Genomic DNA, 15,579 nt, shown 5'->3' on the forward strand with positions numbered 1-15,579 from the left:
CGGATGTCTTCACAGCACCCCTCCCCGCCCCAGGAGGACACCTGGCCGGGCAGGCGCCTGGGCCTTCCCTCCGACGGGCCTCGTTCCGTGGCACGCTTCGGGAGAAGGCTGCTCGCCCTGCTCATCGACTTCGCGATCGCGATGCTGCTCTCGTACGTCTTCTTCGACTACCAGTACTGGGCGTCGACGCTGATCTTCGCCGTGACGCAGATCGGCTTCCTCATGCTGTTGTCCGGGGGGATTGGCCATGTCTGCGTCGGCGTGCGCGTGGTGCCACTCAGGGGTGGCTGGATCGGCGTGTGGCGGCCGATCGTGCGTACGGTCGTACTGCTTCTGGTCCTGCCGGCCCTCATCTGGGATGCCGATCAGCGCGGTCTCCACGACAAGGCTGCGGGAACGGTTCTGGTGCGGATCTAGAGCCGAACAGCTAGCGAGGTCGCGGTGCGCGAACCTTCGTGGGATCGATGCCCTTCGGGATCGCGAGCCCACCCTTGTTGTCGAGGGATGAGATCCGGTTCGTCACCGCGTAGATCTCAGCCTTGCTGAGCTGCCTCTTGAACGTTCCGAGTGTGCGGGCGATCTTGTGCAGAGGCACGGAGTCGGCATCCGGCCCGACGTGGATGACGTTGATGGCGACGTTGGGAACGATCCGCGCGATCTTGCGGCGCTCCTCTTCGACCATCCGCGTCGTACGTGACTTGGGCCCTTCGCCGATCAGTGCGATGCCGCCGCGGCCGACGGCCCGGTAGACGGCGTCCTGCGTGCGAGGGCTGACGGCCACGGGAATCTCGCTCGCGGCCCATCCACGGCGAAGCGAGCTCTTGAGCACAGCACCGACAGCGCCCGGTTGGCCCTGGATCTGCGAATAGGCGGCACGCTCGGCACGCCTGCTCAGGATGATCAGGAAGACCAGAACTCCGGCCAGCAGCCCTGAGACGCTCCAGAGCACGATGCCGAAGACGTTACCGCTGGAGAGCACGATTCCGAGCGTGACGACGACCGCGAGCGGCCCGAGGAAGCCGAGGAGCATCCACCATACGGAGCTCGGGTCGTACTTCCGGGTCATCTGGAAGACCTGGTACATCTGCTTGATGCGACCGGGTTCTTTGGGGGCCTTGGGGGCTGTCGAGTCACGGCGTGCCATCCTTCAAGGATAGGGCCTGTCGGAGCCTGCTGTGCTCCTCACCATTGCGCTCTGGGCGGAGCCGCTCCACAGCTTCCCGCTGCTCACACTCCGGTGCGGTCTTGGACCGAGAAGCTGAGGGCATGACAGATGTGGGTGGCTACCGATTGATTCGCCGACTGGGCAGCGGGCGAAGGGCGGAGGTGTGGCTGGCACGCGTGCAGGGCGAGGGCGGCGCCGCGCTGGCGACATCGACGACCGCTGCGGTCAAACTGTTTCGTCGCGACGTGTCGACGACCTCGATCGATGCCGAGATCGAGGCGCTGTCGCGCATCCGGTCGCCGCATGTGGCTCGGGTTGATGATGTGATGACGGATGCCGGGGGTCGCCCAGCGCTCGTCCTGCAGCGTCTTCAGGCTGTTGGGCTCGTGCAACTCCTCGGCTCTCGAGAGTCGCTGGGTATCGGCGAGGCTGTCACGATTCTCGTTCCCCTCGCTCGCACGCTTGCGCTCCTGCATGGGAGAGGGATCGCCCACAACAGTCTGGGCCCGGCAAAGGTGCTGTTCGATGATGAGGGAACGCCTGTTCTGTGCGGCTTCGGCGCAGCCGTGTTCGGCACCGAGAATGGCGGCGTTCTCAAGCCGGAGCAACAGGCGGCGGCGCGGCTGTTCGACTCTGATCGCACCGCGATGGCTGACCTCGCCCGGGGCATCCTGCTCAGGACCGATGCCGTCGAAGACCAGAGAGTCGTCGGGCTCCTGGAATGGCTCGGTCCGCGGGGAGGGGCGGCTGGCGAGTCCGGCTTCACCGATGTACTCGTTCAGCGACTGTTCGAGGCATCCGATCCGGTCGCCATCGGGCTGGCGCCCCCTGCCGAACGTGCGTCGTGGGCCACCCGGGGCGGCAGAACAGGTGCTCTGAGGTCGGGTGGTACTCCGTCGGCCGAGCCAGCGGTCGAGGCGACGATCCCGTCGTGGCTCACTTCGGCCGGGATGCCGGACTGGATCGCGGATGCTCTCGCGCAGGCGATCGCGAAGCTTCGGCCTGATGCGGTGGCTTCTCGTCTGCGGAATGCTCTGCGCAGCATCCGCCCGCGCTTCTGGGTGCTCATCGCCGTGCTTGTGGTCGGGGGGATTGCCGCGTTGCTGCTGCTGGATGACACGGCTGCGTCGCCCGAGGAGGCGCCTGGTGAGCAGCTCGCCGATGTGGCGCAGGACGCTCCCGCTGCGCCGGAGGCAGACACAGGCCTGGGCGGTGAAGAGAATGCGCATGTGCTCGGTGATGATCCGGTGGAGGCTGCGCGGGCACTCCTCATGCTGCGTGAGCACTGTTTCGAGACGCTGTCGGTGCTCTGCCTCGACGATGTCGACCAGCTCGACTCCGTCGCGTGGGAGGCCGATCGCCATGCGATCAGGATGATGCAGGAGGGTGCGGATGCTCCGACCCTGTCGATCGACGAGACCGCCGGCTCAGAGCTGCTTCTGGTCGACAGGATGGGTGACACGGCGCTCGTGTCCTCTGCCGTGCAGGATGGAGCCGAAAACGAACCGGCCTCGGTCCTGATGATCAGGACCGAGGCCGGTTGGCGTATCCGCGACCTGTTCACCCTGTGAGGGGTGCGGGGCGGATGCGGAATCAGATGCCGAGGTCGGCTTCGAATTCTCCTGCTTCGAGGCGGTTCTTCACGGAGACCAGGAACCGTGCGGCATCCGCCCCGTCGACGATGCGGTGATCGTAGGAGAGCGCCAGGTAGACCATGGAGCGAACCGCGATCGCGTCGGTGCCGCCAGCGGAGACCACCACGGGACGCTTCGTGACGATGCCTGTGCCGAGGATCGCGACCTGCGGCAGGAACACCACGGGGGTGTCGAAGAGGGCTCCGCGCGAACCGGTGTTCGTCAGCGTGAAGGTACCCCCCGCGAGCTCGTCGGGCTTGAGCTTGTTGTCACGCGTGCGGCTCGCCAGATCGGAGATCTGCTTGGCGAAGCCCGCGATGTCGAGTGTGCCCGCATCCCGCACGACCGGGGTCAGCAGGCCACGCTCGGTGTCGACCGCGATGCTCATGTTCTCCTGAGCCGGGTACACGATGTTGTCGCCGTCGATGGTGGCGTTGATGATCGGGTACTGGCGGAGGGCCTCGGCGGAGGCAAGGGCGAAGAACGGCAGGAACGAGAGCTTCTCGCCGGTCTTCTCCAGGAAGGAGTCCTTGACCCTGGTGCGAAGAGCCGCAACCTTGGTCACATCGACCTCGACCACGGAGGTGAGCTGCGCGGACGACTGCATCGAGATGACGGCGCGCTCCGCCACGACCTTGCGCAGGCGTGACATCGGAACCGTCGTTCCGCGGAGCGGCGAGTCCTCGACGGCGACGGCGGCTGCCGGGGCAGCTTCGGGCTGCTCAGCGGTTGTTGCGCCCTCGAGCAGGTCCTGCTTGCGGATGCGTCCGCCGACACCGGTGCCGGTGACGCCCGACAGGTCGATGCCCTTCTCGTTGGCGAGTTTGCGTACGAGCGGGGTCACGTAGCCCGAGTTCGCGGCGGCCGGGGCGGCCGCAGGGGCTGCCGGAGCAGACGCGGCTTCCTGTGCGGCGGGTGCCTCGGCAGCGGGAACCGCTGCGGGAGCCTCCTCCGCGACAGGGGCAGCGGCCGGAGCCTCCGCGGTCGGAACCGCGGCCGGGGGAGCGGACGGCAGGTACTCGCCCTGAGCAGGTGCGGCTTCTGCCGCCGGAGGAGCATCGACAGCTGCGGGGGCCGCAGGCGTCTGCTCTGCGGGGGCCCCAACAGGGGCCTCGGTGCTCGGGACGGGAGCCTCGACAGGCGCCGGCTGGGCGGCCGGGGCCTCAGCCGTGGGAGCGGCGGGCTCTTCAGGGGCAGCAGGGGCGGCCTCAGCGGCGGCGGGCGCTTCTTCGGCAGCCGGGGTCTCAGACGCGGGCGCAGCCGGTTCCTCCGCTGCGGCCGAGCCGTCTCCGATGGTCACAAGCGCGGTTCCGACCTCAACGGTCTCGTCCTCCTGAACCAGGATCTCCTCGATGACGCCGGCGACCGGCGAAGGGATCTCGGTGTCGACCTTGTCGGTGGAGACCTCAAGCAGGGGCTCGTCGACCTCGACGTGGTCGCCCACGTTCTTCAGCCAGCGAGTAACCGTACCCTCGGTGACACTTTCGCCGAGCGCCGGAAGGTTGACGGATTGGCTCATGACTGTAACTCCTTATGTGAATACTCTGTGTAAAGCATAGTTCGCGCTGATTCAGACGCCGTGAAGCGGGCGACCGGCGAGGGCGAGGAACGCCTCTCCGAGGGCCTCGTTCTGCGTGGGGTGAGCGTGGATGAGCGGCGCGATGTCCTCCGGGTAGGCCTCCCAGTTGACCGCGAGCTGGGCTTCGCCGATGAGCTCGCCGACACGGGCGCCGATCATGTGGACGCCGATGACGGGGCCGTCATTGACCCGGACGACCTTGATGCTGCCGGAGGTGCCGATGATGTGGCTCTTGCCGTTGCCGGCAAGGTTGAAGTCGTAGGTCGACACGTTCTCGTTGCCGTGAACTTCGCGGGCCTTCGCCTCGGTGAGTCCGATCGAGGCGACCTCGGGGTCGGAGTAGGTGACCTTGGGGATGTTGACATCCTCGACGACGATCGGGTTGAGACCAGCGATCTCCTCGGCGACGAAGATTCCCTGCTGGAAGCCGCGGTGGGCGAGTTGCAGGCCGGGCACGATGTCGCCGACCGCGTACACGCCGGGAACGTTGGTGGCGAGGCGCTCGGTGGTCGTGACGAAGCCGCGGTCGAGCTGGATGCCCGCCTCCTCGAAGCCGAGGCCAGCCGTCGACGGGCCGCGCCCGACGGCGACGAGAAGCAGCTCTGCCTCGACGGTCTCGCCGTTCTCCAGGGTGACAACTACGCCATCCTCGTTCTGCGTCACGCTCTGGAAGCGGACGCCGAGCTTGAAGTTGATGCCGCGCTTGCGGAAGGCACGCTCGAACTGCTTGCTGATCGCCTCGTCCTCATTAGGAACGAGGTGCGGAAGCGCCTCGATGATGGTGACGTCGGCGCCCCAGGACTTCCAGACGCTGGAGAACTCGACGCCGATGACGCCGCCGCCCAGCACTGCGACCTTCTTGGGAACGAAGTCGAGGTCAAGGGCCTGCTCGGAGGTGATGACCCGACCGCCGATCTCGAGCCCGGGGAGCGAGCGCGAGTATGAACCTGTCGCGAGAATGACGTTCTTGCCCGTGTACTGGACGCCTGCAACCTCGACGGTCGTGGGAGACACAAGGCGCCCCTCGCCCTCGATGACCGTGATCCCGCGCATCTTGATGAGGCCGGACAGTCCCTTGAACTTGCTGGAGACCACTTCCTGCCGGTAAGCCGTCACAGCAGCGATGTCGATGCCCTCGAACGTCGTGTTGACGCCGTACTTCGCGGACTCGCGCGACACATCGGCGACCTCGGCCGAGTGCAGGAGGGCCTTGGTGGGGATGCATCCGACATGGAGGCAGGTGCCGCCGAGCTTGCCCTTCTCGACAAGCGCGACGCTGAAGCCGAGCTGTACGGAACGCAGTGCGGCGGCGTAGCCACCGCTTCCGCCACCGAGGATCACTACATCAAAATTCTGGTCAGACACCCGGCAACTCCTTGTGGATCAGGATTCATGCAAGCCCGGCAGCGGGATGTCGTGTCGGGCTCAGCGGCAGATTGGTCGTACGCAAAAACCCTACTACGCCCTGCTAAATTCCTCTGCCAGCGCGATGAGGGCACGCACTGTCACGGCGGTGGGACCCTTGCCGGTGAATCCGTATCCGCCTCCCGTGTTGTGGGCGGGGCCGGCGATGTCGAGATGTGCCCAGGCGATCGGCTCTCCGCCGTCCGCACGCTTGCCGATGAACTCTCTGAGGAACACGCCCGCAAGGAGCATGCCTCCGGCACTGGTGCCCATCTTCGCGTTCGCGAGGTCGGCGACGTCGGAATTGAGGCTGGCCCTGAGTTCCTCGGGGAACGGCATCGCCCAGAACGGCTCGCCGACGGCATCCGCGATGTCGACCACCTTGGCGACGAGTTCGCTGTCTCCCATGACGCCGGTGTAGCGCGTGCCGAGGGCGGTGATCGCCGCACCCGTCAACGTCGCGATGTCGATGATCGCGTCAGGCTGCTCCTCGCTCGCGGCGACCAGTCCGTCGGCGAGCACGAGTCGCCCCTCTGCATCCGTGTTGAGCACCTCGACAGTCGTGCCGCCGCGGATCGTGAGCACGTCGTTGGGCCGCATGGCCCGGCCGGAGGGCATGTTCTCCGCGAGGCACAGCCACCCCGTCAACCGCAGCGGAAGGCCGAGGCGCGCAGCCGACACGATGACGGAGAGCACCGTCGCGGCCCCTGTCATGTCGTACTTCATGCCGACCATCGAGGTCGCAGGCTTGAGTGAGAGACCGCCGGTGTCGAATGTGATGCCCTTGCCGACGAGTGCGAGATGCTTCTGTGCATTGGCCGGGGAGTAGCTGAGCCGAACCAGGCGGGGCCCTCGATCGGAGCCCTGCCCGACGCCGAGCAGCCCTCCGTAGCCTCCGGCCTCGAGTTCTGCTTCCGCGAGCACCTCGACCTCGATGGGGAGACCGGCGACCGCCGCGGCGGCGGCGTCGGCGAACGTCTCGGGGTAGAGCTCCGAGGCGGGAGCGTTGACGAGGTCGCGCACGGATGCCATCGCCTCCGCCACAACGCTCGCTCGCACAACCGCTTCATCGTCGACAGCGACGGTGGTGGCCACGACGATCGACGTGGCGGGGGCCTTCGTCTTCGCTGCAGACATCGAGCGGAGTCTGGTGAAGGCGTATGCGCCGATCGCGGCGCCCTCCAATACGGCGGCGGCGTCGTCGACGGAAGCGGTGGGCAGCGCGATGACCAGCGAGTCGACACCGGTCAGCTGTCGGGATGCGGCCCCGGCCGCATAGCGAAGGGTGGCGGGCGTCGGCTCTCCGGAGCCGAGGCCCACAAGGGCGATTGCCGAGGCCGAGATCCCGGATGCCGGCACCCGCAGCAGCTCGTCGCGTGCGCCTGTCGCGCCGATCGAACTCAGTGAGAGCTCCAGCTGCTCGAGACCGGCAGGGGCGGCGGCGAGAGCCGGGCCCGAATCGCTCGCAGTGACGCCGAGAACGAGGATGTCCCCGTCGATCTGCTGCGGAGGGGTCGACGAAATCGTGAGAGTGGGGATGGCCATGCCTCAATGCTAGGTGTGTTCGCTGTGGGCGTGCCGCTCCGGCCGATACCTGCGAGTGCGGCGGCTAGCATCGAATCATGCATGATCCCGAGGGCCTCTACGAGCTGCACGCCGACTCCGCGCTGGTGCCGAGTGGGCTCCCGCTCGTCGCAGCGCTGACGGGGTTCGCGGATGCGGGATCTGCCGTCTCCCAGTTCACCGCACACCTGCTCGACACGCTCGAGCACACGGTTGTCGCGACCTTCGACAATGACCAGTTGCTCGACTACAGGGCCCGCCGCCCGACGATCTACTTCGATCAAGACCATCTCGCGGACTACGAGCCTGCGCGGCTCTCGCTCGCACTCGTCACCGATGAGATCGGGCAGCAGTTCCTGCTGTTCTCCGGCTACGAGCCTGACTTCCAGTGGGAGCGCTTCACCGCCGCCATGCTCGGGCTGATCGACCACTTCGAGGTGGCATCCACCACGTGGCTGCACTCCATTCCGATGCCGGTTCCGCACACCAGACCCCTTGGGGTGACGGTGAGCGGCAACCGCAATGACCTCATTGAAGCGCGCTCGGTGTGGAAGCCGCATACGACCGTCCCTGCCAACGCACTGCACCTGCTCGAGTACAGGCTGCAGCAGACCGATCACCCGGCCGTCGGCTTCGTGCTGCTGATTCCGCACTACCTTGCCGACACGGAGTTCCCCGACGCCGCGATCGCGGCGCTCGAGAACATCAGCTCGTCGACGGGTCTGATCTTCCCGAGCGACAGCCTGCGTGGCGAGGGCAGGGAGTTCCGCGCGAAGATCGACGCCCAGGTCGCTGAGAACCACGAGCTCGCACGGCTCGTCGGCGCGCTCGAGGAGCGTCACGACGCCTACATGGAGGGCAACGCGATCCGCTCGCCCCTGATGGACGAGGATGGGGAGCTTCCGACAGCAGACGAGATCGCCGCCGAGCTGGAGAAGTTCTTGGCGATTCGACGCGACGATGAGGATGGCCGCAGCCTCTGAGCGCTGCAACTGCGCCGTCTTCACTCACCGGCCGGTAGGATCGGGGCTGTGAATTCCGCGCGCTCCTGGCTTGTGTGGAGCGTCGCCGTCTTCGCCTACCTCGTGGCGGTACTGCAGCGTTCTTCGCTCGGCGTCGCGGCCGTTGACGCCAGCGCGAAGTTCGACATCTCTGCCTCACAGCTTTCAACGCTCGCCGTCCTACAGCTCGTCGTCTACGCTGCCCTCCAGGTGCCCGTCGGTGTTCTTCTGGACAGGGTCGGCCCGAGGGCACTGATCATCTTCGGTGCAGCCCTGATGGGCCTCGGCCAGGTCGCGGTGGCGCTCGCCCCCGAGTTCTCGGTGGCAATTGCGGGTCGGATGCTTGTGGGTGCGGGCGACGCGTTCACCTTCATCTCCGTGCTCCGGCTGCTTTCCCTCTGGTTCGAGGGGAGGGTGCTCCCGCAGGTCTCGCAGTGGACGGGAAACATCGGACAGCTCGGGCAGATCCTGTCGGCAGTGCCCTTCGTCTGGATTCTTCACGGCTATGGATGGATGAGTGCATTCCTCAGCGCCGCCGCCATGGCTGTCCTTGCGCTCGTGCTGACGGCGCTCGTCGTCCGAAATGGCCGCGACGACAGTTGGAGGCCGGAGCAGAAGCAGAACTGGAAGACGGCAATGCAGCAGCTCCGCGATGCCCTCCGCCGTCCGGGTACGCAGCTGGGATTCTGGTCGCACTTCACCACTCAGTCTCCCGGGTCGATGTTCGCCCTTCTGTGGGGTTTCCCCCTGATGGTCAACGGACTCGGGTACGACACGTCCACGGCATCCTCACTCCTCACGCTGTTCATCGTCTCGGCGATCGTGATCGGCCCGATTCTGGGCATCCTGACCGCACGATTCCCACTGAGGCGATCGAATCTGGTCCTCACCGTCATCGCGCTCACGGCGCTGGCGTGGGCGGTCGTCCTCCTCTGGCCCACGCAGCCGCCGTTCTGGCTCATCGTCGTACTCATCGTGGTGCTCGGAGTCGGGGGGCCGGGGTCACTCATCAGCTTCGAGTTCGCCCGGGAGTTCAATCCCATGCGCAGCCACGGCTCTGCGACCGGCTTCGTGAACGTCGGTGGTTTCGTCGCGACCTTCGTCATGATGTTCCTCGTGGGAGTCAGTCTCGACCTGATCGATCGCCACGGCGTCATCGACGGGGGTGAAGGAGGCCTCTATTCGTGGGGTGCCTTCCGGCTCGCGTTCCTCGTTCAGTACCTCGTGCTCGCCGTCGGGGTGGTTGGCATAGTCCGGGCGAGACGCCGCACTCGCCGCCAGATGCACACCGATGAGGGAATAGAAGTGGCGCCGTTGTGGGTTGTAGTCTCCAGGGTGTTGAAGAGACGAGGGCACTGACGTGTGCCTGCTCCGCTGCACGACTGAACATCCCGCGGTGGACTTTGCGCCCCTGAAAGCGTGCAATAATTGGCAATCGAGACCCGTTCGACGTCCGGACAGGCATTCCGCTTAGCTGCGGTTGGAATCCGGACTTGACATGGGTCTTAGTGCTGCCCGAATAGGTGCCGCACGATCATCCTGAATGAAAGGTAACCGTATGGCTACCCGAGCCACATCATCCGCAACGACGTCCAAGGCGGCTGCCGCCACGACGAAGACCTCGGCTGCCAAGGCTGCGACGACGAAGAAGGCATCGAAGGCGACGGACGACGAGGTCGTCGTCGACGAGGCCGTGAAGAAGCCGGCCACCAAGACAGCTGCCAAGGCGCCAGCCAAGGCTGCTGCGCCCAAGAAGGCGGCCACCAAGCCCGCCGCCAAGGCCAAGGCTCCGGCGAAGGCCGCGGCCAAGGACGAGGATGAAGCAGAGGGCGACAAGGTCGACATCGACGCCCCCGAGGTCGACGACGATGAGGACTCCGACAAGGAGGACACGTCCAAGGACGAGAAGCTCCCGACCGGCGCGATCGTGCTGTCGATGGCCGACGAGGACGACGAGGTCCCGGTCTACTCTGCAGCCATCACGGGCGCCACGGCTGATCCGGTCAAGGACTACCTGAAGCAGATCGGCAAGGTGGCACTCCTCAACGCAGCGGAGGAGGTCGAGCTTGCCATGCGCATCGAGGCCGGCCTCTTCGCGGAGGACAAGCTCGCCAGCGAGGGTGACAAGCTCTCGCCGACACACAAGCGCGAGTTGCAGTGGGTGGCCCGCGACGGACAGCGTGCGAAGAGTCATCTGCTCGGCGCGAACCTGCGGCTCGTGGTCTCCCTCGCCAAGCGCTACACCGGTCGCGGAATGCAGTTCCTCGACCTGATCCAGGAGGGAAACCTGGGCCTCATCCGTGCCGTCGAGAAATTCGACTACACCAAGGGCTTCAAGTTCTCGACCTATGCGACCTGGTGGATTCGGCAGGCGATCACGCGCGCCATGGCAGACCAGGCCCGCACCATCCGCATCCCGGTGCACATGGTCGAGGTCATCAACAAGCTGGCCCGTGTGCAGCGGCAGATGCTCCAGGATCTGGGCCGCGAGCCCACACCGGAGGAGTTGAGCCGCGAGCTCGACATGACTCCGGAGAAGGTTGTGGAGGTGCAGAAGTACGGTCGCGAGCCGATCTCCCTGCACACCCCGCTCGGTGAGGACGGCGACAGCGAGTTCGGCGACCTGATCGAGGACACCGAAGCTGTCGTTCCCGCCGACGCTGTGGGCTTCACCATGCTGCAGAAGCAGCTGGAGTCCCTGCTGGATTCGCTCTCCGAGCGTGAGGCAGGGGTCATCCGGATGCGCTTTGGCCTGGGTGACGGTATGCCCAAGACCCTCGACCAGATCGGCGACACCTTCGGCGTCACGCGTGAGCGCATCCGCCAGATCGAGTCCAAGACGATGGCCAAGCTGCGCCACCCGTCACGCTCGCAGTCGCTGCGCGACTACCTCGAGTAGGCCGTACGAAACAAGAGGAAGGCGGCACGATGACCGTTGAGGCGAATGACGGCAAACAGCTCGTCACGGAGGTCGACGGCGTCCGCTACGAGCGCATCCCGATCAAGACGAGGCTCGTCGTCGACGGCGACGACATCTCCCAGATCGTCACAGAGTTCGCCGCGCCGCTCGTTCAAGCAGGCGATGTGCTGTTCGTGACGGAGAAGATCGTCGCGATCGCGCAGGGCCGCGCCTATCCGATCGACAGTGTGACGCCGAGACCGCTCGCCCGCTGGCTCTCTCAGCGTGTGACGAAGACGCCAGCAGGCATCGGTTTGGGAATGCCGGAGACCATGGAGATGGCGCTTCAGGAATGCGGTGTGCCTCGTATCGTCTTCGCCGCCGGTGTTGCTGCGATCACGAAGCTGTTCGGTCGCCGAGGTGACTTCTATCGGATCGCGGGAACACAGGCACGGGGGATCGACGGTCCGACGAGTGGCACCATCCCGCCGTACAACCACTATGTCGTGCTGGCACCTGCCAAGCCCGATGCTGTTGCCCGAGAACTGCGCGAGCTGCTCGGAGGGCGTGCGGAGGTCGTGATCGTCGACATGAACGACCTCGGCGGGGACATCATCGGGTCCACCGTCAGTGCGTCGGTGACCAAACGCATCCGTTCGGTTCTGCTCGACAACCCGCTCGGCCAAGGGCACCAGAGCACGCCCATGGGGATCATCCGTCCCGCCTCCTGAACCTGCTCGGAGTCGCAGTCAGAAGTGGTGAGCGCACAGGCCGCGTCCTGAGATGCTCCCGAGGCTAGAAGCCGATGACCTCGCGATAGCGGGGGAGGCTGCCCGTGCGAATCCCCGTGATACTCGGCTTGTTCTCGTAGACGCCCGCAGCCCAGTTGCCTTCGACGAGCACGGGGCCCTTCTCACCGATCACGACATCCCAGCCGACGTAGCGCATCTGCGGTACGACTCGTCCGATCTCCTGCATGAACGCGAAGAGCTCGTCGATCATGGGGAGGCGGAAGTCGGGGATGGACACACCCGACTCGGGATGAGTCGGGTGGACCCCGTCATGGGAGTCGTAGCCGGGACCACGTGAAGCGCCATCGAGGTCGAGCATCGTGTAGAAGCCGCCGAAGGTCTGCTGGTCGCTGGCCTGGCCGCGACCGAACTTCTGCGCCATGGAGAGCACATGCGTCGTGCTGCCGTCGAAGAAGGTCGTGACGCGCGTGGTGTTCGCGGTTCCGGGGCACACCGCGGCGAGCACCGGATGCTGCGTGATGTACTCCTCGACGAGGGTCTGGCCCTTCGTGAGCAGCTCCGAGCGGAACGCCGCCCAATCGCTTGTGGCGGCCGCCTCGTAGCGTTCGACGCCGTGGCCCGAGTCGCTGAAGGGAACCTTGCCCATGACCACACCGTGGCGCTCGACGAAGTCCTGCAGCTCTTCGGCGCTCGCCTCGCGGACGTCGAGCCATTCGCGTCCGAGGAAGCCGTCGAATGTCTTGTTGAACTCGATCTTGTCGTGGAACAGCCCGCGATACGCGGGTTCGTCGAACGTCATGGCGAGATGGTTCGAGATCGCGTGGGTCATGTAGGTCGCGCGTTCTGTGCGATTGAGGATCGCGAAGTCCCAATCGACGTAGTCCTGGAACGGTGCACTGCGGAATGCAGCAGACCACAGCATGTCCACGACGATCGCAACCGGGTTCTTACCGTGCTGAGCGGCGACAGCGCGCGCGCGGCTCCACAGCGCGGAGCCGTTGAATCCCCGGACCCGGTCCACGAAATACTTCAGGCGGGCGCCGAGGTCGAGGCTCTTCTTGCTCACTGTGCTGGGTCTCCTGTCGGTGACGATCGTCTGCCGGCCATCCTTCGGCCGGGCGAATTCCAGCTCTCAGCGTACCCGCTGCAGAGGGGTTGCTCGGAGCGGTGTGCCCACTGTGTTCGCACCCGGACGGCTAGAATTGGCCATCTGATCCGGTTCAGACGAGAGTTGTGAGGTGTGGTGCTCGATCCCTATGCGCTGCATGAGGCACAGGTCGATCTCGCAGCGATCCGGTCGAATGCGGCATCCCTCATCGATGGCGTCGACCCCGAGCGGCTCGTCGCCGATCTGAGGGCGGATGCCTATGGTCACGGACTCGCTGAAGCTGCGTCGGCCGTGGTCGACGGTGGCGTGCGCACGCTCGGCGTCAGTTCAGCCGAGGCCGCTGCCACGCTCCGGCAGCTCGATCTGGGCGCCGCGATCGTGTCCCTGAGGGGCGGGCGCGTGAGCCCGATCGCCGGGGTGGAGCCCTCACGCGGCGTCGAGATCGACTCTCTCATCGCATCCGGCCCTGAGCTCTACGGGCTCGGCGACGGCTTCCGGCCCGCTCTCCGCGTGAGAGCACGCGTGGTCGCCATCAAGCGCATCGCGGCAGGAGAAGGGGTGTCGTATGGCCACACCTTCATCGCCCCGCGCGATACCCGCCTCGCCCTCGTCGGGATCGGCTACGCCGACGGGCTCGATCGTTCGGCGGGCAACCGTGCGACGGCCTGGTGCGCCGGGGCGGATCGGCCCATCGTGGGCCGGGTGGCGATGAATGCCTCGGTGCTCGACACCGGCTCCGGCATTGCGGCGGTCGGTGATCATGCCGTTCTGCTGGGCGACCCGACCCGGGGCGAGCCGACGGCGGCCGGGCTCGCCGCACAGCTACAGAAGTCCGCATCGGAGATCGTCACGATGCTCGGCTCGCACCTGCCGCGGAGGTACGCATGAACTCGCGCCCGAAACAGGTTTCTGCTGAGGCTGTGATCGATCTCGCGGCCTATGAACGCAATCTCGCATTGCTCACTTCGCGGATCGCTCCGGCCCGGTTGATGGCCGTCATCAAGAGTGACGCCTACGGCCACGGCCTCGTGCCCATTGCCCGGGCTGCTGTTGCTGCAGGAGTCACCGAACTTGGGGTCCTCGAGTTGGGCCCCGCGCTTGCGCTGCGCACGGCGGGCATCGGAGAGGCCGTGCGTCTCTTCGTCTGGCTCTTCTCACCAGACGATGATCTGCGCGCTGCTCTCGACGGCGGTGTCGAACTCGGCATCTCAACGGTCGCCGAATTGGATGCGATCATCGCGGCGTCGGGAGCGAAGCCCGCGCGCATCCACCTCAAGATCGACACGGGTCTTCACAGGAATGGTGCCGACCCAGAGGACTGGCCGACGCTCGTCGCATCCGCCGTCGCTGCGGAGCAGGCGGGCAGCGTCGTCCTAGCGGGCGTGTGGACGCACATCTCCGAGGCATCCGACGAAGAGGATTCGGCGTCGATCGCACGATTCACCGAGGCGATCGCGATCGCGGAGGGGCTCGGTGCGAGTTTCAGCGTTCGTCATCTCGCGGCCAGCGCAGCCGGCTTCGGCCGTGATGACGCCCGCTTTGACATGGTCCGCTTCGGCGCATTCTGCTACGGGATCGCACCCGGCAGCGGCATCGGCCCGGGCGAACTCGGCCTCACTCCCGTCATGACATTGCGCGCTCCCATCGTCTCGGTTGACGATGATCCGGATGCCGCGGGGCACTCGATCGCGACCATCCCGATCGGCTACGGCGACGGCATCCTGAGCGAGTGCGCGGGGCGCGTCGAGGTGACGGTCGGCGGCCGGCGGTGGCCCGTCATCGAGGTCGGCGTCGACGCCCTGAGGCTTCGGGTGGACCGCTCGGCTGTGTCTCTCGGCGATACGGCTCGGCTGTTCGGCCCCGGTGACGACGGCGAAGCGACACTCCAGGAGTGGGCGGATGCGCTGGGCACGATTGGCGAGGAGATCGTCGTCAGGATTTCGGCAGCAATCCCGCGCATCCATATCGGCTGATCAGCGCCTCACGGACGCGCGCCCAGAAAACGAGAGATGCCGGCCCCGTCAACGGGACCGGCATCGAAACGCAGTCAGCGCCCGAGCGGTGGCTTCGGGCGATCTGCGGATCAGGCGTTGTTGGACTCGAGCAACCTGCTGGACTCATCCAGCCACTCGGTGGCGATGGCCTCGAGCTTCTCCTGGTGCCGACGTCCGTGGTGTGCGCAGAACAACAGCTCACTGTCACCGATGGCGACGCGGATGTACGCCTGCGCCCCGCAGCTGTCGCAGCGGTCGGAGGCGGTCAACTGGTAGGAGTCACGCTCTACGGTCTCTTCGGTGATCTGAGACATGGGTTCCTCCTTCTGGTGAAGCACCGGCGATGGTTGATCGTCGTGCTACCTATACAAACACGTCGGCAGCGTTTCCATTGCATCGTGGCGCGGTATTTCGCTCACCGCGTAGGTCTCTGAGCGCACCGGGTGTCCTGCAGAGCAGCAGTCGCCGTCGCGAATAGTC

Annotated in this window: 14 protein-coding genes; 8 read left to right on the forward strand and 6 right to left on the reverse strand. The window is 66.1% G+C overall.

Features of this window, described 5'->3' with window-relative positions; translation table 11 throughout:
- The first annotated feature begins 3 nt into the window (after positions 1–3).
- The gene (locus FB562_RS04820; RefSeq protein WP_141880105.1) at positions 4–417 is read left to right on the forward strand and encodes an RDD family protein; all 414 of its coding nucleotides are present in this window, start codon (positions 4–6) and stop codon (positions 415–417) included.
- 10 nt (positions 418–427) lie between these two features.
- Here FB562_RS04820 and FB562_RS04825 read toward each other — a convergent pair whose 3' ends face one another.
- A complete protein-coding gene (locus FB562_RS04825; protein ID WP_141880106.1) occupies positions 428–1,144 on the reverse strand; it encodes a DUF4191 domain-containing protein in 717 nt (238 codons plus the stop codon).
- A gap of 122 nt (positions 1,145–1,266) precedes the next feature.
- Between FB562_RS04825 and FB562_RS04830 the strand changes: the two genes are divergently transcribed.
- Complete coding sequence (locus FB562_RS04830; protein ID WP_141880107.1) at positions 1,267–2,736, forward strand: protein kinase domain-containing protein; 1,470 nt, start codon at positions 1,267–1,269, stop codon at positions 2,734–2,736.
- A 22-nt stretch (positions 2,737–2,758) separates the two neighbouring features.
- Here FB562_RS04830 and sucB read toward each other — a convergent pair whose 3' ends face one another.
- From sucB to FB562_RS04845, 3 genes are all read right to left on the reverse strand, one after another.
- Positions 2,759–4,318 (reverse strand): 2-oxoglutarate dehydrogenase, E2 component, dihydrolipoamide succinyltransferase, encoded by a 1,560-nt coding sequence (sucB, locus tag FB562_RS04835; RefSeq protein ID WP_141880108.1) that lies wholly within the window; start codon positions 4,316–4,318, stop codon positions 2,759–2,761.
- A gap of 51 nt (positions 4,319–4,369) precedes the next feature.
- A complete protein-coding gene (gene lpdA, locus FB562_RS04840) occupies positions 4,370–5,743 on the reverse strand; it encodes a dihydrolipoyl dehydrogenase (RefSeq protein ID WP_141880109.1) in 1,374 nt (457 codons plus the stop codon).
- Between the two features lie 93 nt (positions 5,744–5,836).
- The gene (locus FB562_RS04845) at positions 5,837–7,327 is read right to left on the reverse strand and encodes a leucyl aminopeptidase (RefSeq protein WP_141880110.1); all 1,491 of its coding nucleotides are present in this window, start codon (positions 7,325–7,327) and stop codon (positions 5,837–5,839) included.
- Positions 7,328–7,404: 77 nt separating this feature from the next.
- On the opposite strand from FB562_RS04845, the gene FB562_RS04850 reads away from it, so the two are divergent.
- From FB562_RS04850 to FB562_RS04865, 4 genes are all read left to right on the forward strand, one after another.
- On the forward strand, positions 7,405–8,328 hold the full coding sequence (locus tag FB562_RS04850) for a proteasome assembly chaperone family protein (RefSeq protein WP_141880111.1): 924 nt from the start codon (positions 7,405–7,407) through the stop codon (positions 8,326–8,328).
- 48 nt (positions 8,329–8,376) lie between these two features.
- Entirely contained in the window at positions 8,377–9,705 is a 1,329-nt protein-coding gene (locus FB562_RS04855) for an MFS transporter (RefSeq protein WP_141880112.1), read from the forward strand.
- Between the two features lie 199 nt (positions 9,706–9,904).
- On the forward strand, positions 9,905–11,245 hold the full coding sequence (locus tag FB562_RS04860; RefSeq protein ID WP_141880113.1) for an RNA polymerase sigma factor: 1,341 nt from the start codon (positions 9,905–9,907) through the stop codon (positions 11,243–11,245).
- A 29-nt stretch (positions 11,246–11,274) separates the two neighbouring features.
- Entirely contained in the window at positions 11,275–11,976 is a 702-nt protein-coding gene (locus FB562_RS04865) for a coenzyme F420-0:L-glutamate ligase (protein ID WP_141880114.1), read from the forward strand.
- Between the two features lie 64 nt (positions 11,977–12,040).
- Here the strand turns inward: FB562_RS04865 and FB562_RS04870 are convergent, their stop codons facing one another.
- On the reverse strand, positions 12,041–13,063 hold the full coding sequence (locus FB562_RS04870; protein ID WP_141880115.1) for a sugar-transfer associated ATP-grasp domain-containing protein: 1,023 nt from the start codon (positions 13,061–13,063) through the stop codon (positions 12,041–12,043).
- Positions 13,064–13,237: 174 nt separating this feature from the next.
- Between FB562_RS04870 and FB562_RS04875 the strand changes: the two genes are divergently transcribed.
- A complete protein-coding gene (locus FB562_RS04875) occupies positions 13,238–13,993 on the forward strand; it encodes an alanine racemase (RefSeq protein ID WP_141880116.1) in 756 nt (251 codons plus the stop codon).
- A complete protein-coding gene (alr, locus tag FB562_RS04880; protein WP_141880117.1) occupies positions 13,990–15,078 on the forward strand; it encodes an alanine racemase in 1,089 nt (362 codons plus the stop codon). Before FB562_RS04875 ends, alr begins: the two co-directional genes overlap by 4 nt.
- Positions 15,079–15,188: 110 nt before the next feature.
- Here the strand turns inward: alr and FB562_RS04885 are convergent, their stop codons facing one another.
- Positions 15,189–15,413 carry a DUF7455 domain-containing protein gene (locus FB562_RS04885; RefSeq protein WP_141880118.1) on the reverse strand — a complete coding sequence of 75 codons (225 nt, stop codon included), beginning with the start codon at positions 15,411–15,413 and terminating at the stop codon, positions 15,189–15,191.
- Positions 15,414–15,579: the final 166 nt, after the last annotated feature.

The sequence above is a fragment of the Homoserinimonas aerilata genome (assembly GCF_006716125.1).
In the GTDB taxonomy this organism is placed as follows: domain Bacteria; phylum Actinomycetota; class Actinomycetes; order Actinomycetales; family Microbacteriaceae; genus Homoserinimonas; species Homoserinimonas aerilata.

Coding starts and splice junctions, on each gene's coding strand:
- FB562_RS04825 (WP_141880106.1), bottom strand. CDS start 1,144: ATGGCACGCCGTGACTCGACAGCCCCCAAGGCCCCCAAAGAACCCGGT.
- FB562_RS04885 (WP_141880118.1), bottom strand. CDS start 15,413: ATGTCTCAGATCACCGAAGAGACCGTAGAGCGTGACTCCTACCAGTTG.
- FB562_RS04820 (WP_141880105.1), top strand. CDS start 4: ATGTCTTCACAGCACCCCTCCCCGCCCCAGGAGGACACCTGGCCGGGC.
- alr (WP_141880117.1), top strand. CDS start 13,990: ATGAACTCGCGCCCGAAACAGGTTTCTGCTGAGGCTGTGATCGATCTC.
- FB562_RS04860 (WP_141880113.1), top strand. CDS start 9,905: ATGGCTACCCGAGCCACATCATCCGCAACGACGTCCAAGGCGGCTGCC.
- FB562_RS04865 (WP_141880114.1), top strand. CDS start 11,275: ATGACCGTTGAGGCGAATGACGGCAAACAGCTCGTCACGGAGGTCGAC.
- sucB (WP_141880108.1), bottom strand. CDS start 4,318: ATGAGCCAATCCGTCAACCTTCCGGCGCTCGGCGAAAGTGTCACCGAG.
- FB562_RS04830 (WP_141880107.1), top strand. CDS start 1,267: ATGACAGATGTGGGTGGCTACCGATTGATTCGCCGACTGGGCAGCGGG.
- FB562_RS04850 (WP_141880111.1), top strand. CDS start 7,405: ATGCATGATCCCGAGGGCCTCTACGAGCTGCACGCCGACTCCGCGCTG.
- FB562_RS04845 (WP_141880110.1), bottom strand. CDS start 7,327: ATGGCCATCCCCACTCTCACGATTTCGTCGACCCCTCCGCAGCAGATC.